Origin of the sequence: Sphingomonas lacunae, assembly GCF_012979535.1 — a bacterium.
Classification (GTDB): Bacteria; Pseudomonadota; Alphaproteobacteria; order Sphingomonadales; family Sphingomonadaceae; genus Sphingopyxis; species Sphingopyxis lacunae.
Genome location: NZ_CP053015.1, coordinates 2,637,803 through 2,656,265 on the forward strand (window position 1 = coordinate 2,637,803; position 18,463 = coordinate 2,656,265).

The 18,463-nt window shown below is 61.9% G+C and carries 15 protein-coding genes and 1 tRNA gene; 4 read left to right on the forward strand and 12 right to left on the reverse strand.

The window, feature by feature from the left end:
- Nucleotides 1-36 precede the first annotated feature (36 nt).
- Nucleotides 37-1,815: a cation:proton antiporter domain-containing protein gene (locus tag GV829_RS12600; protein ID WP_169947166.1), complete on the forward strand. Its 1,779-nt coding sequence runs from the start codon at nt 37-39 to the stop codon at nt 1,813-1,815.
- A 21-nt stretch (nt 1,816-1,836) separates the two neighbouring features.
- On the opposite strand, the gene GV829_RS12605 is transcribed toward GV829_RS12600, so the two are convergent.
- Nucleotides 1,837-4,785, reverse strand: a complete 2,949-nt coding sequence (locus GV829_RS12605; protein ID WP_343042829.1) for a M16 family metallopeptidase — start codon at nt 4,783-4,785, stop codon at nt 1,837-1,839.
- Nucleotides 4,786-4,930: 145 nt separating this feature from the next.
- Between GV829_RS12605 and GV829_RS12610 the strand changes: the two genes are divergently transcribed.
- Entirely contained in the window at nt 4,931-5,764 is an 834-nt protein-coding gene (locus GV829_RS12610; protein WP_169947169.1) for a carbon-nitrogen hydrolase family protein, read from the forward strand.
- A gap of 134 nt (nt 5,765-5,898) precedes the next feature.
- On the opposite strand, the gene GV829_RS12615 is transcribed toward GV829_RS12610, so the two are convergent.
- Together GV829_RS12615 and GV829_RS12620 are read right to left on the reverse strand one after the other, a co-directional pair.
- The gene (locus tag GV829_RS12615; protein ID WP_169947171.1) at nt 5,899-6,141 is read right to left on the reverse strand and encodes a hypothetical protein; all 243 of its coding nucleotides are present in this window, start codon (nt 6,139-6,141) and stop codon (nt 5,899-5,901) included.
- Between the two features lie 229 nt (nt 6,142-6,370).
- Nucleotides 6,371-7,219, reverse strand: a complete 849-nt coding sequence (locus tag GV829_RS12620; protein WP_169947173.1) for an NUDIX domain-containing protein — start codon at nt 7,217-7,219, stop codon at nt 6,371-6,373.
- 108 nt (nt 7,220-7,327) lie between these two features.
- Between GV829_RS12620 and GV829_RS12625 the strand changes: the two genes are divergently transcribed.
- The gene (locus GV829_RS12625; protein ID WP_169947175.1) at nt 7,328-7,939 is read left to right on the forward strand and encodes a DUF4126 domain-containing protein; all 612 of its coding nucleotides are present in this window, start codon (nt 7,328-7,330) and stop codon (nt 7,937-7,939) included.
- Here the strand turns inward: GV829_RS12625 and GV829_RS12630 are convergent.
- From GV829_RS12630 to GV829_RS12670, 9 genes are all read right to left on the reverse strand, one after another.
- Nucleotides 7,927-8,002 (reverse strand) — tRNA-Ala (locus tag GV829_RS12630). The genes GV829_RS12625 and GV829_RS12630 overlap by 13 nt on opposite strands.
- Nucleotides 8,003-8,123: 121 nt before the next feature.
- Nucleotides 8,124-9,086: a thioredoxin-disulfide reductase gene (gene trxB, locus GV829_RS12635; RefSeq protein WP_169947176.1), complete on the reverse strand. Its 963-nt coding sequence runs from the start codon at nt 9,084-9,086 to the stop codon at nt 8,124-8,126.
- A 790-nt stretch (nt 9,087-9,876) separates the two neighbouring features.
- Nucleotides 9,877-10,614 carry a proteasome-type protease gene (locus GV829_RS12640; protein ID WP_169948347.1) on the reverse strand — a complete coding sequence of 246 codons (738 nt, stop codon included), beginning with the start codon at nt 10,612-10,614 and terminating at the stop codon, nt 9,877-9,879.
- An 87-nt stretch (nt 10,615-10,701) separates the two neighbouring features.
- Entirely contained in the window at nt 10,702-11,625 is a 924-nt protein-coding gene (locus GV829_RS12645; protein WP_169947178.1) for a transglutaminase family protein, read from the reverse strand.
- Complete coding sequence (locus GV829_RS12650) at nt 11,597-12,526, reverse strand: alpha-E domain-containing protein (RefSeq protein ID WP_169947180.1); 930 nt, start codon at nt 12,524-12,526, stop codon at nt 11,597-11,599. Before GV829_RS12650 ends, GV829_RS12645 begins: the two co-directional genes overlap by 29 nt.
- A gap of 4 nt (nt 12,527-12,530) precedes the next feature.
- On the reverse strand, nt 12,531-13,943 hold the full coding sequence (locus GV829_RS12655) for a circularly permuted type 2 ATP-grasp protein (RefSeq protein ID WP_169947182.1): 1,413 nt from the start codon (nt 13,941-13,943) through the stop codon (nt 12,531-12,533).
- Nucleotides 13,944-14,085: 142 nt separating this feature from the next.
- Entirely contained in the window at nt 14,086-15,531 is a 1,446-nt protein-coding gene (locus GV829_RS12660) for a tetratricopeptide repeat protein (protein WP_169947184.1), read from the reverse strand.
- A 28-nt stretch (nt 15,532-15,559) separates the two neighbouring features.
- Nucleotides 15,560-16,348 (reverse strand): hypothetical protein, encoded by a 789-nt coding sequence (locus tag GV829_RS12665; RefSeq protein WP_169947186.1) that lies wholly within the window; start codon nt 16,346-16,348, stop codon nt 15,560-15,562.
- Between the two features lie 17 nt (nt 16,349-16,365).
- Nucleotides 16,366-17,088 (reverse strand): ParA family protein, encoded by a 723-nt coding sequence (locus tag GV829_RS12670; RefSeq protein ID WP_169947188.1) that lies wholly within the window; start codon nt 17,086-17,088, stop codon nt 16,366-16,368.
- Nucleotides 17,089-17,351: 263 nt separating this feature from the next.
- On the opposite strand from GV829_RS12670, the gene GV829_RS12675 reads away from it, so the two are divergent.
- Complete coding sequence (locus GV829_RS12675) at nt 17,352-18,461, forward strand: SPOR domain-containing protein (RefSeq protein WP_169947190.1); 1,110 nt, start codon at nt 17,352-17,354, stop codon at nt 18,459-18,461.
- Nucleotides 18,462-18,463: the final 2 nt, after the last annotated feature.

Genomic DNA, 18,463 nt, shown 5'->3' on the forward strand with positions numbered 1-18,463 from the left:
TTGCATCCCCACATGCTTGCCGTAAAGATTTGACCCATGGCCCTTTCCCTCACCAATGCCACCCTGTCCGACGCGCTGGTCATCCTTGGTGCGGCGGGCATCGTCATTCCCGCTTTTGCCCGGTTAAAGATAAGTCCGGTCATCGGGTTCATCCTGGTCGGCATTGCCGTCGGGCCGCACGGGCTCGGCACATTGGTCGATCAGTTTCCCTGGCTGTACCACGTCACCATTTCAGACCCGCACGCGATAGAACCCTTTGCCGAATTCGGGATCATTCTGCTGCTCTTCACCATCGGGCTCGAATTGTCGTTCCGGCGATTATGGGCGATGCGCCGACAGGTGTTCGGCATCGGTGCCAGTGAATTGCTGCTCGGTGCTTTTGCCATTGCCGCCGCGCTGATCGCCTTTGGCGAAGAACCGCTGTCAGCCTTTGGCCTGGGCTTTGCCCTCACCCTTTCCTCAACCGCGCTGGTCCTGCCGATAGCGGGCACCACCGGGCGGGTCGGGCAGAATGCCTTTGCCATGCTGCTGTTCGAGGATCTGGCCCTCGTACCGATCATCTTCATCCTCGGCGCGCTGGCACCCAGCACCAGTGGCGATGCCGTGGGGGATTTTGTCACAACCATGACCGAAGGTGTGGCAATGGTCGCCCTGCTGGCTGTTGCCGGCTGGTTCTTGTTGCCCCGCCTGTTTGCCCAGGCCGCGCGCGCCAAAAAGCCTGAACTGTTCCTCGCCGCCAGTCTGCTCGTCGTCATTGCCGCCGCTCTCGCTACCACCAGCGTCGGCCTGTCGCCCATCGTCGGTGCCCTGCTTGCCGGCCTGCTAATCTCCGAAACCGATTATCATGGCGAGGTTGAATCCATCATCGAACCCTTCAAGGGGCTCGCGCTCGGCATTTTCCTGCTCACCGTGGGGATGAGCGTCAATATCGCCGCAATCATTGCCGACTGGCCTTCACTGTTGCTCGCCGTGGTTGGCATCATCCTCATCAAGGCTGTCGTCACTGGCCTCTTGCTGCGCCTCGCCCGTGTCCGACGTGGCACGGCGGCAGAGGTCGGCCTGCTGATGGCCAGTCCGTCGGAAACGACGCTGATTGTGCTCGGCGCGGCGGTCCAGGCTGGTGTTGTCGCCACCGAAACAGCCGCCTTCTGGCAGATTGTAACCGCGATCGGCCTGACGATCACCCCGCTGCTCGCCAGTCTGGGTCATCGCGTTGCGCGGCGTATTGATCTTGCCGCGCATGACGAGGTGCTGGTCCGGCCCGATACACCCATCGTCCTGATCATCGGTTTTGGCCGCGTCGGACAGATTATTGCCGCGATGCTCGACCGGCATGACCGGCCCTATCTGGGTATCGAGGCGGATGTCGATGCCGTCGCCCGCGCCCGTTCGCGCGGCTATGATGTCCGCTTTGCCGACGCCAGCCGCACCCAGTTCCTTGACCAGTTCGCTAACCAGCCACTGTCAGCCATCGTCCTCACCATGGATGATCCTGTGCAACAGTTGCAGCTGACCCGGCGTCTGCGCGAACGCTATCCCGAATTGCCCATCGTCACCCGCGCGCGCGATGCGACCAATGCCTCGGCCCTCTATGCCGCCGGTGCCAATGATGCGGTGCCAGAGGCGCTGGAAGGATCGCTGCAGATGGCAGAAGCGGTCCTGACCGACATTGGCGTTGCCGTCGGCCCGGTCATTGCCTCCATCCATGAACATCGCGCCGAAGTCCGCCGGGCGATCATGGAGCGCGGCGAACTCGAAACCGAGCCGAGCCCGCGCAAGGCAGTACCGGGGCGCGCGGGCGACACTCCACGCTGAAACCGGCACCGGGAGCGTTGCTCAGCGCGGCTGACCGGTTCCCGTCACTGCCGGCACTGCTGCGCTTTCGGGCAGGATCAACAGCGGGATACCGCGTTCGGGGCGCAAATAGGTCTGGGCGAGCCGCTGAATATCCTCCGGCGTGACGCTGTTCAGGTCGGTCAGATAGGTACGCAATGCATCAATCCGCCTTGGATCACGGGAGGCCCCTTCGGTTTGGATCATCCAGAACACATTGCCGGACGAAGCCCGGATGATCTGCTCCATCGCAGGGCCAATCGCCCGCCGGAGCTCATCGTCAGTCACCGGGGTTGTCATCAACTCCTGGGCAATAGCGGTCGCCGATTGGAGCATCAGTCCGCTGTCCTCCGGCTTCACCAGTCCGCCGACAAAAATATAGCTGCCATTCGGAAAATCGAGCGACCAGTTGCTCGTCACCGCCTGACTGTAGCTGGCCCCTGCCTGATCGCGCAGCCGCTCATACAGGCGGTCATTATAGATGGCCGCCAATATATCGAGTTGACGGGCCGTGCGGATCGCACCCAGTCCGCCGCCGGTGGGAAAGGCAAGCACAGCGGCGGCCTGCGTCTCCCCGCCGCTATGGCGAGCGACCAGCGGCGTCGCCGGAACCGGGGTCGGTCGCAAATCGTCGGCGCCGGGCGGTACACGCACGGGCGGCCGTGGCCTCAGTGCGCCGAAAGTGTCGAGCATCATGGTCTGCAAGTCGACGCCGGACACATCGCCAAAAATTTGCACCTCGACCGGCCCTTCGGCCAACAGCGGTTCCCAAAACCGACGAAATGCAGCCGGGGTCAGCGCTTCAACCTCGCTGCGGCTCGGCACGGCAAAGCGGCGGTCACCACTGAACAGCAACGACTGCATGTCACCTTCGAGCACCGCCATCGGCGAATTGCGCATCGCATCGTAACTCGCCAATCGAGCCGCTCGGGTCCTCTGCACTGGCGCGGGCTGCCAGCCAGGTTGGGTCAGCTTGGCCACCAGCAAACGCAACTGGTCAGCCAGATCCTCAGGGCGCGTTTCCGCAGACAAGGTAAAGGCGTCATCCCCAACCGAAAAGCGCATGCCGATCTGTCGCCCGCTTACCAGCCGGTCGAGGGTCGTCTGGTCAAATCGTCCGATGCCGCTTTCGACCAACGCGCCTTCACCAGCCCACAGCAAATTGGTCCCGGTCGCCGATACGGCACGGCGGCCTCCGCCAAATCGGACCGTGATCCGAATCTTGTTCGGTTCAATGTCGGTGCTGCGCACAAGGGCGGTTACGCCGTTGCCAAACTCCCATCGCTCGAGATCGAACCGCTCGATCGGCGTCCGCGAAACCAACGCGCCCCTGCGTCCAGGCGATGGCAAATCGGCAAAGCGGATGTTTGGCGTTGTCCGCCCGGCCGCGCTGGCTGCCGCAACGCTCGGTGGCCTGGCAATCAACTCGGCCAACGCTGCCTCGCCACCCTCGATCGGGACTGGGCTCGTCATGTGCACACGGGTCACTGGTCCATTGAAAATGGCGCGAGTGACTTCCAGCATCCGTTGCGGTGTCGCGAGCGGACGTATCGATTGCCAAATCGCCAGGGCATGGTCAGGCGATGTCACGGTTTCACCGATGTCCACAGCGTTCAACAGATCATCCGCCTGCTTTGTACCGGGTTCATTTTGTGCATTGGCCAGTTCGCGCCGCAAGAAAGTTTCCACGTCAGCAAATTCGCGCTGGATGTCAGCTTCGCTTGGAGGCGTCGCCATTGCAACGGCCACTACCGCTCGCGTATCATCGATCGCGCGCTGCCAATTGCTCTCCAGCGGTATGATCGAAATGGTTGTCATGTCGGCGGAACGGCTGGGCTTGTCTGTGGACACCTGAGCAGCAAGATAGCTGGCGCCCCCACGCGCCCGTTCTTCCAGCCGCCTGTTGATGATCAGACTGGCCAGAGTGTCGAGCATCAGTCCTTGGGTATAGGCAACACTGTCGGTCACTCGCTGCCATGGGCGTATGGTGGCCAAATGAACAACCATAGGTTGCGTCGGTTCAACGATTATGTTCGCGGTTGGCCGCGCTGGATCAGGTTGACCAAAGTCAGGTTCGGTCGGTGCAGGCCCTGTAGCTCGCCAGTCCGCAAAATTGCTGACAATGGCCTGCTCGAACAAGGCAGGGTCCATGTCTCCGGCAATCGCGATTACAACCCGTTCGGGCCTGTACCAGCGATGGTGAAAAGCCTGTACTGCAGAAGCGTTCGCAGCTGCCAATGTCTCTTCCGTACCAATCGTGGAACGTTCACCCAGCAACTGACCAGCGAAAAAATGCTGCCGACTTGCTTCGTTAATACGGAAATCCGGGCCATCCCGTTCGCGCCGTTCAGCCATAACGATCGGCCGCTCGGCGTTCACGGTCGCCTCTGTGAGCAACGGCTCACGGATCATCCCGGACAGCAAGCGGATGCTCTGAGCCACACTTTCAGGAGTAGCCGCAGGTATGTCGAGTTGATAAACGGTTGCCGTTGTACCTGTGGTGGCGTTGGAATCACTACCGAAACTGACTCCAAGTCTCTGCCACTCCCGCCGCGCTTCTCCGCTCTGCAGGTAACGCGACTCCCGAAAACTAAGATGCTCGATCAGATGCGCCCAACCCGCTTCGTGCGGCTGCTCCATCAGCGATCCCGCGTCGACCCGCAGACGGATGGTTACCTGGCCCGGTGGAACACCATTACGCCGGACCGCAAAACGCAGTCCATTGCCGAGGGCCCCAAACTGCCAGCCTCGATCTGGAGGAATGTCGCTACCGACGTAAAGCCAAGGGGTCCGGTCAACACTGGATCGGCTGTCGGCAGTCGGAACATTTGCTTGGCCAACCGCTCCACGATCAGTTGCCGAAGCTCCAGCAGGCGAAGTTACAACCAGAGACGAAGCCGCGAATGCAAGTGCCACTCGCCGAAGAAAGTTCAAACTCATTGGGACGAGCATAGGACAGGTATCTTTCGCTTGGCTGAACGCAGAGCCGCTTCAAGGCCGATGCGAGCCATGACAAAAGCGTGGTGGCGTTGCCAGCGCTTTATCAGCAAAAGACTGGGATAAACGCATTGTTGCCAGGAAGACTAGAGGATTACCCATGAGCCAGAAAGTCGCTCTTTTACAGATGAACAGCGGTGTCGACCCCATCGTCAATGGCGAGACAGTAGCCGACGCCGCGGAGCAGGCTTCGGGCGCGGGCGCGGTCATGCTCTTCGCTCCGGAAATGTCGGCAATACTCGACCGGAACCGAACCCGTGCCGCCAGCCAGATAGTGTCGGAAGATGAGAACCCCTTCATTGCCCGGGTGCGCAAAGCGGCGCGCGACAACGCAATTTGGCTACATCTGGGATCGCTCCCTGTTCTATCTGGAGCAAGTGGTTCCAAATGGCGCAATCGAAGTCTTGTAATTGATTCCCAAGGAGCAATTCGCGCCCGCTATGACAAAATTCACTTATTCGATGTCGATCTCCCTAACGGCGAACGCTGGCGGGAATCGGCTGCTTATGAACCTGGTGAAACCGCGGCAATTACGTCGACGCCGATTGGGCTTCTTGGTCTCACCATATGTTATGATCTTCGCTTTGCGGCACTATTTGATGCCTTGGGATCAGCCGGCGCCGATGTCATTGCTGTGCCGTCTGCCTTTACTGTGCCAACCGGAGAGGCGCATTGGCATACCCTGTTGAGGGCTCGAGCCATTGAGCAGGGTTGCTACATCATTGCGCCAGCACAAACTGGTCACCATGAGGATGGAAGGTCAACCTATGGCCACTCGCTGGTAGTCAACCCTTGGGGCGAAGTAATCCTCGACATGGGCTGCTCACCCGGATTGGGCTTTGCTTCTCTAGACCTTGATATGGTTCAAGCCGTTCGAAAACGAATTGCAGCTATCAGGCACCGACGGCCTTTACCCGCAGTTGAAACGAAATGAATTTAAAGAGAGCATACAAAGCAGCCAAGGTGGCAATCGACACGATACCAGCACCCCGCTTTCTGGCACGACAAAACCCGCCACCCAAAGGGCAGCGGGCATGTCAACCCACCAAAGGTGGTTTCAGGCTAAGATCAGACCGAAACCGGGTTATTCGAGCTGCCACCCAAGCCGACAGCCAGACCACCGAAGATTGCAGCGATCGCGGCCAAGGCAACAAACCAACCGCCGAAACCCTCGCCCTGAGCCGAGGAATCCTCAAGCTGAGCCGAAGCGCGCACGCTGTCGACAGCTACCGGAGCAGCCGAGGCGGCAACCGGCGACACAACCATCGAAAATGCAGCAGCAGCAATGGCGGCTTTCTTAAGGGTGTTCATACTTATCTCCACTGGCAATATCATGCTCAAATTTCGCAGCAATCGAGGGTGGCCCTAGAGCCGCTCCGCCGAGACCTCGACTACTCTTCTTGCAACTAACCTCTGAACGCGGGAATTGCAAGCCATTTGTAGAGCTGAGCAGGATTCATATAAGGCAGACTGCGGACGCGAGATCGTCCAACACCATACCATCTCCCAGCGGGCTACACCCGGATGGAAAAACAGGATGTCACTTCAGCGCGGTAGTGACTACCTCGCTCGTCACCGGGTACCCACAGTCCTCTCTGATGCACAGGTGCATTTCCCCGCCTACATCCGCCACAAAAGGTATGACCCGTCGTGGAGGGTATAATTCCGCCGATTGCCTGGCTTCGCCAAAATTGCTGACCATCGCCAAACGTTCGAGATTGCGCCGCGTTGGGAAGATGATCTGCAACTTGTCTTCCTGTGCCTCCGTCAGCGCAATCAGAGGGTCGATCCAGAAAATGTGGCTGTTTTCGCCATCTGAAACAGTGAGGTCAGGCAATGCCCCGGAGACGCTTGTCAGATAGAAGCGTGTATCAAACAAACGGGAGTGCTCAAAATTTGGACGCCAGCGGGAAAAGGCGACCAGCGATTCGAGATCGAAGCTGGACCGGGTATCCCTGATCAAATTTGACAGCAGTTCTCCTGCGTGGAGGCCGTCGCGCAGTGCCTGAGTCCGTTGGTCATCACCGTCATGGCTCAGTCCGATCAGCAGGCCTGTTTCCTCAAGTGTTTCACGAATCGCCGCAACTCGGGCCGCCGCATCCTCAATCGGCATGTGAGGTGCAAAAGACCTTGCGAGGACATGATCATCAGAATCAACGCGGCCGCCAGGAAAAACAGCTGCGCCGGCAGCGAATTTCATCGCAGCTGAGCGCCGTACCATCAGAACCGGCGAGCGCTGCGCGCCGGTGCCCTCATGATAAATGATCAAGGTAGCAGCCGGATGGGCCGGCATCAGGCCGCTATCGTCATCATCGTCCAAATCCAAGGGGCCGTTACCGAATCCGTGGCTAACCAAGGGCAAGACTGTTGTCATTTCAGGAGTATCCATGGCTTGCCTTGCTCCCTATCTCTGGCTGGTCCAACCTGCACCCGACCAAGTGAAACAAGCAAGTCCCGGACCTGCAAGCCTGCCACAGACAACAGGGGGGTGATCAAGATGTCAGCAGTAGAAATCATTGCACTGGCCGCGAGCTTTAGCCTGCTGTCCGGCTGGCGCTTGTATTTCACCTTGCTGGTCACTGGCCTGGCGATGCATTTTGGCTTGATCGCCCTGCCGGAAAAGCTTGCGATGCTCGACGTTCTGGCCAATCCGTGGGTGATGGTCGTGGCGACCTTGGGGTTTATCGCGGAGCTGTTTGCCGACAAGATTGCTTGGATCGACAGCATATGGGATGGTTTGCACACGGCCATACGGCCACTTGGCGGGGCCTTGCTGGCACTGGCGATAGTCGATCCCGGTCAGGCCGAATGGCAAGTCATTACCTTTCTGCTGGGTGGCGGTGCCGCCCTGTTGAGTCACGGCGTCAAGGCGAGCACGCGTGCGGTCGTGAATACGAGCCCCGAACCGTTCAGCAACGTCGCCGTATCGGCCGGAGAGGATGTGGCGGTGGCCGGTGTTGCTGGTCTGGCCTTGGCGTTTCCGATGGCCGCCATGGTGATCGCGGTTGCCATGGTGATCGCGTCAATAATCTGTCTGGCTGCCCTGAGGCGCGTTTTGCGCCGCATGTTCGGCGCTGCAACGGAACGTCAGAAAAATGGTGGAGCCTAGGGGGATCGAACCCCTGACCTCGTCATTGCGAACGACGCGCTCTCCCAGCTGAGCTAAGGCCCCACAAGCGACTGGGGCTTTAGCCATGGTCGCAAAAGCGCGCAACGGCTTTGTTGAAAGCGTGGGCGGCTCCTCCTGCTGAAAACCGCCAGTGACGTCGTCCTCTGATGAAGGCCTGCCCCGGTCAGGCGGACGTTGCGGCGAACTCGCTGGCGGCAAGGAAACGCTCGGCATCGAGCGCAGCCATGCAGCCCATACCGGCCGCCGTCACTGCCTGGCGATAGACATGATCGGCGACGTCACCGGCGGCAAAGACACCGGGCACCGAAGTTTTCGGCGTACCCGGCTCCACGACCAGATAGCCATTGGCATCCATCGGCAGTTTGCCGACGAACAATTCGGTCGACGGCTTGTGGCCGATGGCGACAAAGGCACCGTCAGTCGCGACGTGGCTCTTGTCCCCGGTGACCGTGTCAACAAGGTCCACACCGACCAGACCGGCCGTGCCCTCACCAGCGACAAAGCGTTCGACAGCCTTGTTCCACAGCACCGAAATCTTCGGGTTGGCGAAAAGGCGGTCGGCGAGGATCTTTTCGCAGCGCAGCGAATCGCGGCGGTGGATCAGGGTCACGTCATCGCTGTGGTTGGTGAGGTAGAGAGCCTCCTCAACCGCAGTATTGCCGCCGCCGATGACGACGACTTTCTTGCCGCGATAGAAAAAGCCGTCGCAGGTAGCGCAGGCGGAAACGCCCTTGCCGCCCAATTCCTGTTCCCCCGGAGCGCCAAGCCATTTGGCCTGTGCGCCGGTGGCGATGACAAGCGTGTCGGCAATATAGACATCGCCGCCATCACCAACGGCGCGAAACGGGCGGTTGGTGAGGTCGATATCGACAATCTGGTCCCAAATCATGCGCGTGCCGACATGCTCGGCCTGCGCCTGCATCTCCTCCATCAGCCATGGTCCCTGCACCACGTCGCGGAAACCGGGGTAGTTTTCGACATCGGTGGTGATGGTGAGCTGACCACCCGGTTGCATGCCCTGCACGACAATCGGCGTCATGCCGGCACGCGCCGCATAAATGGCGGCGGTGAGGCCAGCCGGGCCAGAGCCGATGATGAGCATGCGGGTTTCGTGGGTGGTCGGCATCGAAGGAAGCATCCTGCAAATCGAGAGCGAAATCGTCGCGGTGGCATGTGCTGTGCTTTACCGCTGATGGCAAGGGGGTGGATCGTCCGGAGGTGTTCCACTGTATTGTTCGAACAAGACGCATGGTTGACACAGGGTGACACCCACGTGAGGAGAAAGTGCAGCACTGGCGCAAGGATTTGAGCGGGTTTGGCGGCGCCAAGGGTGACGCATGGTTGACGCATGGGTGACACATGGATGACACCGGAGGCGGGTAAGGCGCTGTGACCCGCCCCTGACGGCCACCCTTGCAGGCATAGATTCACGCCAGACAAGACGGGTGTCACGAAGGCGCGTGTCACGAGGATGACGAAAGCGGCAGGGAGCAGGATTGCGGACATGCCGGGAGTGTCTCACGAATCAACTCGTGTAGGAAAGCAAAAAGAACATAGATAGAACACACCTCGTTCACAAGCGCCTTCTGTCCTCGTTTCGAACGGGGACCGATGGTCTGAGCTCTCCCGTAACGCCGGGTGAGAGGAGATGAGCAGGAGTCGCGCCAAGCCGCCAATTCGCCAAGCTGTTTGTCGCGTGGTTGGGGAGGCTCGGGATTGAACCGCTGTGCTCTTGGTGAGGCTCGGGCAATGGGTCGCCGATCAGGTCAGGGACGGCATTGTGTTTGGTATCGGGCCCTCCCCGCAAGGGAGGGGTTGGAGTCAGTGCGAGCGGTTAGCAAGCTGCGGGCTGCGCCCTCCCAATCTGACCCGGTTGAGGGGTTTGCTCGACCGGTCGACGGAATGTTGCGCGCCCGCTATTCCTCGAACGGCGGGAGTTCGGCGAAGGCGTGGCGGAGGGCTTCGGACCAGGCGGCCGAGACCTGGGCGAACTGGGGGTCGCCGGCTTCGATACGGCGGCGGGCGTGGAAGCTGTAGGTGTCGCGTTTGATCACTGTCAGATCGAGGGGCATACCAACCGACAAGTTTGAGCGCAGGGTCGAGTCCATTGAGACGACCGCGGCGTTGATCGCGTCGGCGAGCGACGTATCAGGGCGGATCACCCGGTCTAGGATCGGCTTGCCATATTTATGCTCACCTACCTGAAGGAAAGGCGTGTCGCGGGTCGCCTCAATGAAATTGCCGGCCGAATAGATGAGGAAGATGCGTGGACGGCCGCCCTTGCGCTGGCCCGCGAGAATGATCGAGGCTCCGGCCGAAACGCCCTGCTGGCTGATCGCCTCTCCATAGCTTTCCATCATCTCGCGCATCTTGCCGCCGACAATCTCCGCCGCACGGTAAAGGGTGGAGCAATTGAGTATGGTCTCAATGTCTTCGCCAGCCTCCGTCCGGTCGATCGCGGCCTGTATCCGGGTAATCACACCCTGGGTGATGGAGAGATTGCCAGCGGTCATCAACGCGATGGCGCGCTCTCCCGGCAATTCCCAGGTGAACATCTTGCGAAAGCGGGAGATATTATCGACGCCGGCATTGGTCCGCGTGTCGGAAAGCAGGACCAGTCCTTCTTCCACGTTGATTGCCACGCAATAGGTCATCGTTTCGCCTGCCCCCGTTCGTTGAGTCACAATCGCCAGCCTGCCCCCCGCGTTCCCGCCGGAGACAGGATGGCGTCATTTCAGTTTCTATTGCTGCTGGCTCTGCTGTTGCTGGGCGCGCAGCCGGGCCTCCATTTCGCCCTCCCCTGTGCCATGGCCGGCCGAGGGGGCGATGCGGACATCGGCGTGAACACCAACAGACCCTCCGCCGGTCGCATGGCCACGAATGGGCGACGCGTCAAATGCATCAAGACCGGTAGACATGCGAATGTAGCGTTCTGTCGGGCAAAGGCCGGTCGAGGGATCAAAGGCAGTCCAGCCGAGGCCATCGACCCAAGCCTCAGCCCAAGCATGGGTTTCATGCAGGTCCTGCTCACCTTCACCGGCCAGCATGTAACCGCACACATAGCGGGCCGGCACACCGTGGGCGCGGGCGGCAGCGATGAACAGATGGGCATGATCCTGGCAGACCCCTCCACCGGCCTTGAGCGCTTCCATTGCGGTTGTTTCAACGGTTGTCGCCCCGCTGACATAGGGCAGCCGGTCCTTGATCGTCGCCATCAGACTGTGCAGCCAGGGAATGCGGTCCTGCCCCGGTGGCGGGGCCAGATCGCGGATGGCCTTGTCGGCCCGGGTCTGATCCGTCTCCCGCAGGAAAATCGCCGGATTGGGGCGGACGGTAAGGCCGGTGACGAGGCCGCTGCGATCCTCTGTTTCGATGATGCCACTGGCGGCAATGACGACATCACCTGGTGCGGCGGCCGCGCTCCACAGGGCGCAACGGTCCCCATGGCCAGTGCGCGCGCCGGGCTGAACCACCTCGTCATTGACCGTTACCTGCCATTTGCGGACAACCTGCCCCGCGTGCGGTTCCGGCCACAAGCGCAGGACGAGTTGCAGGCGGCTGGCACCCATCGGGTAATGATAGGCGGTGCTGTGGCTGACCAGCAGGCGCAGCCGGCGCGGTGGGGTGGAGCGGGCTTCAGAAATGATACGCCTCCCCGATTTCACGCGAAATGCGATTGAGTTCGGCCTGCGATTCGAGAACGAATTCGTGAAGCCCGTACTGAAATATGTCGCCATCGCCCATGCGCGCCAAGCGGTCGTCGAACAATTCGATACTGCGGTGGCAATCCGTACGGCGGCCATGTTCCTGTGCCAGCCGTTCGAGATGATAGCGCATTTGCCCGACGCTGAAGGCCAGACTGCGCGGGAAGACACGGTTGGTCAGCAGGAAATCGGCGATGTGCCAGGGGCGGACATTGTCGCGATAGACATGATAATAGGCGCGAAGGCCCGACAACGTCTGGAGCAGCGCGTTCCAGCGGTAATGATCACGGTGACCGCCGATTGCGTCCCCTTCGGGCAGCAGCAGGTGATAATTGACGTCGAGCAGGCGCAAAGTCGTGTCCGCGCGCTCCACTGCGCTGCCGATGCGCAGGAAATCATGCCCTTCGTTGCGCAGCATCGAGGTGGAAACGGCACCGCGGAAGCGGGCGACGTAGCCGCGTGACCAATCGACGAGGCCAGCGAGATCGCGCACCGCCTTGTCGAGCGGCATCCGTTCGAGACGGCGCCAGCCATCGTTGAGTGCCTCCCACATTTCCAGCGTGATGGCGGTGCGAACGGCGCGGCCATTGGCCCTCGCCTTGTCGATACAAGCCCGGACCGAGGCGGGATTGGCAGGATCGAGCAGGAGGATGCCGACGGCATCGCCCTCACTGACATCGGCTTCGGGCGTGACAAAGGATTCCGAAGCAGTGACGCGCAGGACCGAGCGCCAGTCATCGCCCGAAACGCCATCAGGCAACATGGCGAGTTTGCGCCCCATCATCAGGAGGCGACCGGTCGAATCGGCCCGTTCGGCGTAGCGGGCCAGCCAGTATAGGCCATCGGCAGTGCGGCTCAGCATCGCATCAACCCTCCAGCACCCAGCTGTCCTTGACCCCGCCACCCTGGCTCGAATTGACCACCAGCGAACCCGGGGTCAGCGCAACGCGGGTGAGGCCTCCCGGAACCAGACGCACTTCCTTGCCAACCAGGCAATAGGGACGGAAATCGACGTGGCGGCCGACCAGGTCAGCATCGTCACCCAGCGTCGGCGCGGTCGACAGGTCAAGCGTCGGCTGGGCGATGAAATCGGCCGGGTTGGCTTTGATACGCCGGGCGTAGGCCTCGACCTCGGCCTTGGTCGATTTGGGACCGATCAGCATGCCATAGCCGCCGGAGCCGTGGACCTCCTTGGCTACCAGTTCATGGAGGTTATCAAGCACATATTGGCGCTCGTCCGGCAAGGCGCAGCGCCAGGTTTTGACATTGGGCAGGATCGCCTCCTCCCCCAGATAGAATTTGATCATGTCGGGGACGAAGACATAAATCGCCTTGTCATCGGCGATGCCGGCGCCGGGGGCGGACACGATGGTCACCTGCCCTGCCCGATAGGCATGGAACAGGCCGGGGACGCCAAGCAGGCTGTCGGGCCGGAAGGCGAGCGGATCGAGATAGTCGTCGTCTATGCGGCGGTAGATGACATCGACCCGGCGCGGGCCGGCGGTGGTTTTCATCCACACGCCCGCGGCATCGACAAACAGGTCAGCCGACTCGACCAGTTCGACGCCCATCAGGTCAGCGAGATAGCTGTGCTCATAATAGGCCGAGTTGAACGGCCCGGGTGTGAGGACAACCGCCATCGGCTCACCCTTCGCAGCGGGCGGCGCGACTTCGCGCAGGGTATCAAACAGGAGCTGGGGATAGGTTTCGACCGCGCGGACCGATCCGCCTGCGAACAGGCGCGGGAACATGCGCTGCATGATCGCCCGGTTTTCGAGCATGTAGGAAACGCCCGAGGGTGTACGGCAATTATCCTCCAGCACCGCATAATCATGTGGTCCGGTGCGGACGATGTCGATGCCGACGATATGGCTGTAAACGCCGCCGGGAGGATCAAAACCCAGCATTTGCGGCACGAAGGCGGCGTTGGAATAGACAAGGTCGGCCGGGATGATGCCGGCGCGGATAATTTCCCCGCGGTGATAGACATCATGGATGAAGGCGTTGAGCGCACGCGCCCTCTGGCGAATACCGCGATCCAGATGCGCCCATTCGGAGGCGGCAAAGACTCGGGGAATGAGATCAAAGGGAATCAGCCGCTCCGGGTCCCCGCCCTCCCCATAGACAGCGAAGGTAATGCCGATGCGTCGGAAGATGGCTTCTGCCTCTTCCCGCCGTTGCGCCAAATTATCGAGCCCGGTCGCCTCGATCCAGCGGGCGACCTCCGCATAAGCGGGGCGCACCGCACCTGATTCGTCGCGCAACTCGTCAAAGGCCATGGCGGCTCCTTTTGCCTATGACAGGCATATGACGATGGATTTTGTTGCAGTGCAAGAAAAATGCACGGATGCTCAAAAAGGCGCAAGGGGCCGCTGCCTTTTGGCAACGGCCCCGAAGCTGAGGATAAGGTGTGTCGACAGCTTAGCGGCTGGCCACGCGGGTCGCTGTCTGACGCGAGGCCCAGCGGACATTCTCTCCCGCCGGAAGCTGACGGACAAAGCAATCGCCACCGGCGCGAACCAGCGCAGCGCAGGTGCTGGCGGCAGCAGCGCGCGTGGCAAAGCCGGTCGCCGACAGACGGTAGACCGTGCGGCCATTGACCGTGGCCGAAGTGCTGACGCCATCATAGGCGGCGAGATGCGCGGCATGACGGCGCGACAGGCCCTGCCAACGTTCCTGTGCAACGGCGAGGCGTTCAAAGGCGCCGAGCTGGACCGACCAGCCAGTCGTGCGAACCGGACCGGTCGGCGCAGCAGCTGGCGCGACAGCCGGAGCCGCAGCGGTGCGCGCCGGGCGGGCAGCCGGAGCCGGAGCCGGACGGGCGGCAGGCGCTTCGTTGGCCAGCGGCGCAACCATGGCGACCATGCTGCGAAGCGGCTGGATCACCGGATTGGAAACGAAGACGATGCCGTTGCTTTCGACAACCGGAGCAGGTGCGGCCGCAACCGAAGCCGGGACATCCGCCTGGGCAATGGCAACAGGAGCGGGCTCGACCTCACCAGTGAACGGACCGGATTCGAGCGCGGCCGACACCAGTTCTTCGGTTTCCCCACGCGCTGGTGGCGCATAGAGAGCGAGCGGTGCCGGATCGTCACTGGCTGCAAGCATGGGCGCGATCGGAGCGGCCGGACGCAGGGCCAATTGCTGGGGCATGCCGCCATCATTGACCGGACGCGCGCCAATAAGGCTGGCCACACGCACGGCAGGGCTGTCGGCCTGCGCCAGCTGGGTCCATTGAGTCATGCGGGCCTGGACCTGATCAGGCACGAGATCCTGTGCGGCAATCAGGCGCGCTTCGAGCCAGCGGCTCGACAGGGCATAGGCAAGAGCAAGGTTCTGGCGGTCACGCGCCGAAGACCTACCGGCACGAACAACATCGGTAAGGACAAGCGCGCCGCGCTCTGCCTGACCGGCCATTGCAAGCGCAAGACCATAGTCCGAAGCCGGCAGCGACTGGGCGTTGCTATCCAGCAAGGCAACGGCCTCAGCTGACCGGTCCGTGGCGATCATGGCCAGGGCATGACCAATGATGCTGCGCGAATCGACCGCGCCAAGCTGGCTGGCCGCATCGAAACTTTCCGCCGCAGACTGGAATCGGCCTGAAGCCAGATAGGCCTGGCCCAGCAACGAACGATGCGCCGGATCATTCGGCGAAAGCAGCACGGCCGATTCCGCCAGCGTCACCGCCCGTTCAATGCGGCCGCGCTCCAGAGCGCTCTCGGCACGATCGGCAGTGCGGGCCGCACGTTCCGGGTTCGCACGCGGCGCTTCGCCACCGTTCGCCATGACGACCGCCGAAGGCGCGCCGAGGCCAATGGCAGCAACGACACCTGTTGCAGCGAGTTTGAGAAAGGCAGTGCGGGTCATGGTCATGATTCCCTGTTGCGCAGGCGGTTCAATTGGAGGTGCTCGATGCAGGCACCTGCGCGGCGAAAGCATCGATTTCAGGAAGATCGGCGAGATAGTCGTCGATCAGCTGGATGATGATCTGCTGGGCAGACCGGTTGCTGGTGGCGCTGGCCAGGCGCAGCCGCAGATGGCGGTGCGGGTCAAGGCGCAACGTGAAGGCGAAATTGCCCCGTGATCCGGCGCGCGAGCGCGCCCGCGGTTGCCGAGTCGCGGCAGTATCAGGCGCAGCCGGCATGGCGGTGCGTAACGAAGGTGTCGCCGCTGCGGTCACTGCCGAACGGATCGCTTCAAATGCGGTTTCCGAAACCGATTCAACCGGCAAAGGAGAATCGGAAACGGCCTGTTCAATGGCGCCAAGCGCCTGTTCGATCCGCTGCTGCTGTTCGTGGACGGCAGGCGGCATCACTGATTCTGGAATGGCAACCCGCGAGTCCAGCGGTTCGACGCTGGCCGGTTCTGTAGCGGGGCTGATCGCCCGTTCCACAGCCTGCCCCAGCGCGTCGAGCGCGTCAGGAAGATGACCGCCGGGCCGGGTTGCCTCCAGGCCCTGAACCGTCGCCATCGGCGACAGGCCGTGATCGACCATCCGGCCGTGATCCTGACCGCCATGCTGGGGATCAACATCATAGCCCATGTCGTTCCAGCCCAGGTCTTCCTGGGCGCCAAAGGCACCAAGGCCAAGCGCCTGTGCCTGCCGACGCATGGCTGGGCGAGCCGCCCCCTTGCGAGCGAGCAAACCTGCACTGAGCGAGGCGAGCGGTTTGGGATCGGCCATTATCGGTCCTTTCCCGTTCAATTCGCGACGCGGCGGCCAAAGCCACCACCAAGCGGACGAATCGCACCCGGCAAGGCCTGGGCGGTCATTGCGGGTGCGGAAAACACTGTCCGACGGAAGTTCTTTTCCAGACGGTCGGAAACATAGTCCCACAGCGCCCTGATTTCTGCTGCAGAACGGCCATTGGGATCGCATTCCATGACGGTGCGCCCATCGATCATCGACGCGGCATAATCGGTGCGGTGGTGCAGTGTGACTGGAGCAACCGTGCCATGTTGTGACAAGGCGACGGCGGCCTCGCTCGTGATCTTGGCCTTTGGCGTTGCGGCATTGACAACGAAGATCAAGGGTTTGCCAGCGCGGTCGCACAGGTCAACTGTCGCGCCAACAGCCCGCAAGTCATGTGGGCTGGGCCGGGTCGGCACGATGATAAGTTCGGACACCGAAATCACGCTCTGGATGGCCATGGTAATTGCCGGCGGTGTATCGATCACGGCGAGGCGGAAGCCCTGTTGGCGGAGTATCTCAAGATCCGATGCAAGGCGCGCGACGGTTGTCTGGGCAAAGGCGGGATATTCGCTGTCGCGTTCATTCCACCAGTCGGCAAGGCTGCCCTGGGGATCAATATCGATAAGCACCACCGGGCCGGCACCCGCCAGTTGCGCCTGAACGGCCAGATGCCCGGAGAGGGTCGTCTTGCCCGATCCACCCTTTTGCGAGGCCAATGCTAGAACGCGCAATCGCTGTCCCCTTGCGAAAAATCCGCTGAACGTGCGATCTCTTTTTCATTTCTGCCCTAAAATCTGGTTAACGCGTAATCGCCGGACAGTAACAAACGGCCCTCACCCGATGGGCTATGCTAACGGCAGGTTCACCATTAAGCTGTTAAGGCGTGCGCATGACCTGCCGCAAATGGGGAGCCCTAACGACCATGTCCCAACAACACAGCCGAGGCCTGACACGTCTTTTGCGCAACGCGGCCTTGGCCGCCGCGGCAGGGACCATGATGGTGGGCGGAACCACGGCATCCGCAGATGTGCGCGCCGGTGTGACTGCATGGGAAGCCGGGGATTATGCACGGGCAGTTGCCGAATGGCGCCCCTTGGCAGTGCAAGGCGACCCTGACGCGCAATTCAATCTGGGCCAAGCCTATAAGCTGGGCCGGGGCGTGCCCCAGGATTTCAGCCAGGCCATCATCTGGTTTCGTTCCGCGGCAGATCAGGGCCACTTGCAGAGCGAGGACAATCTGGGCCTGGTCATGTATGAAATGGGCCAGAAGGCTGAAGCCCTGCCCTGGCTGCAGCGATCAGCCTCACGCGGCGAACCCCGCGCCCAATATGTTCTGGGCGCCGAGCTGTTCAATGGCGAACGCATGTCACGCGACTGGCCCCGCGCCTATGCACTGATGAAGCGCGCCAGCGACGCTGGCTTGCAGCGGGCATCCGCGGCGCTGGTGCAGATGGACCAGCATATTCCGCTGGAACAGCGGCAGCAGGGACTCGCATTGGCGCAGACCATGGAACAGTCGGAAGGGCAGGCTCGCATGGCCGCCATGACCGCAGTCCCCCCGGCACCGGTCCCGGCCCGCGCACCCACTGTCCGACCCGCCCCGGTGCCGCCGTCGCAGCCGGGCACCAGCTATACGCCCCCGCCTGTCGGTGGGCCGGTCGCCGTCGCTGCCTTGCCCCCCGCTGTTCCATCTTCGCGCGCGCCGACCGGCCCGCTGGCCGACGGTGACTTGGGCCCGGGTCTGTCAGCCACCGCCGGCGTCAACGTGCATCAAGGCGTACCTCCGGCAGTTCGTGCCAATGTACGGAATGGCACACCGCCGGGAATCGACCCGAATGTATCGACGGCTGTGGCTCGACGCACGGGACCGGCCACCGCTGCACACGGCGCCTGGCGCATCCAGCTGGGCGCCTTTGGTGATCGTGGCCGAGCCACGGCGCTGTGGTCGCGCGTTTCCGGCCGGCTGGGGGATGCCGAACCAACCTATGTCGCGGTCGGGAACGTCACCAGGTTGCAGGCCGGTCCCTATGCCAGCCGCAACGCGGCGCAGAGCGCTTGTGCCGCCGTCCGCGGACTTGCCGACTGCATCGTGGTCAGCCGCTGAGC

Excerpts from the sequence above, each read along its gene's own strand:
- GV829_RS12655 (WP_169947182.1), bottom strand. The coding sequence starts at position 13,943 with ATGGCCTTTGACGAGTTGCGCGACGAATCAGGTGCGGTGCGCCCCGCT.
- GV829_RS12610 (WP_169947169.1), top strand. The coding sequence starts at position 4,931 with ATGAGCCAGAAAGTCGCTCTTTTACAGATGAACAGCGGTGTCGACCCC.
- GV829_RS12675 (WP_169947190.1), top strand. The coding sequence starts at position 17,352 with ATGATGGTGGGCGGAACCACGGCATCCGCAGATGTGCGCGCCGGTGTG.
- GV829_RS12625 (WP_169947175.1), top strand. The coding sequence starts at position 7,328 with ATGTCAGCAGTAGAAATCATTGCACTGGCCGCGAGCTTTAGCCTGCTG.
- GV829_RS12615 (WP_169947171.1), bottom strand. The coding sequence starts at position 6,141 with ATGAACACCCTTAAGAAAGCCGCCATTGCTGCTGCTGCATTTTCGATG.
- trxB (WP_169947176.1), bottom strand. The coding sequence starts at position 9,086 with ATGCCGACCACCCACGAAACCCGCATGCTCATCATCGGCTCTGGCCCG.
- GV829_RS12665 (WP_169947186.1), bottom strand. The coding sequence starts at position 16,348 with ATGGCCGATCCCAAACCGCTCGCCTCGCTCAGTGCAGGTTTGCTCGCT.
- GV829_RS12650 (WP_169947180.1), bottom strand. The coding sequence starts at position 12,526 with ATGCTGAGCCGCACTGCCGATGGCCTATACTGGCTGGCCCGCTACGCC.
- GV829_RS12605 (WP_343042829.1), bottom strand. The coding sequence starts at position 4,785 with ATGCTCGTCCCAATGAGTTTGAACTTTCTTCGGCGAGTGGCACTTGCA.
- GV829_RS12640 (WP_169948347.1), bottom strand. The coding sequence starts at position 10,614 with ATGACCTATTGCGTGGCAATCAACGTGGAAGAAGGACTGGTCCTGCTT.
- GV829_RS12620 (WP_169947173.1), bottom strand. The coding sequence starts at position 7,219 with ATGGATACTCCTGAAATGACAACAGTCTTGCCCTTGGTTAGCCACGGA.
- GV829_RS12660 (WP_169947184.1), bottom strand. The coding sequence starts at position 15,531 with ATGACCCGCACTGCCTTTCTCAAACTCGCTGCAACAGGTGTCGTTGCT.
- GV829_RS12600 (WP_169947166.1), top strand. The coding sequence starts at position 37 with ATGGCCCTTTCCCTCACCAATGCCACCCTGTCCGACGCGCTGGTCATC.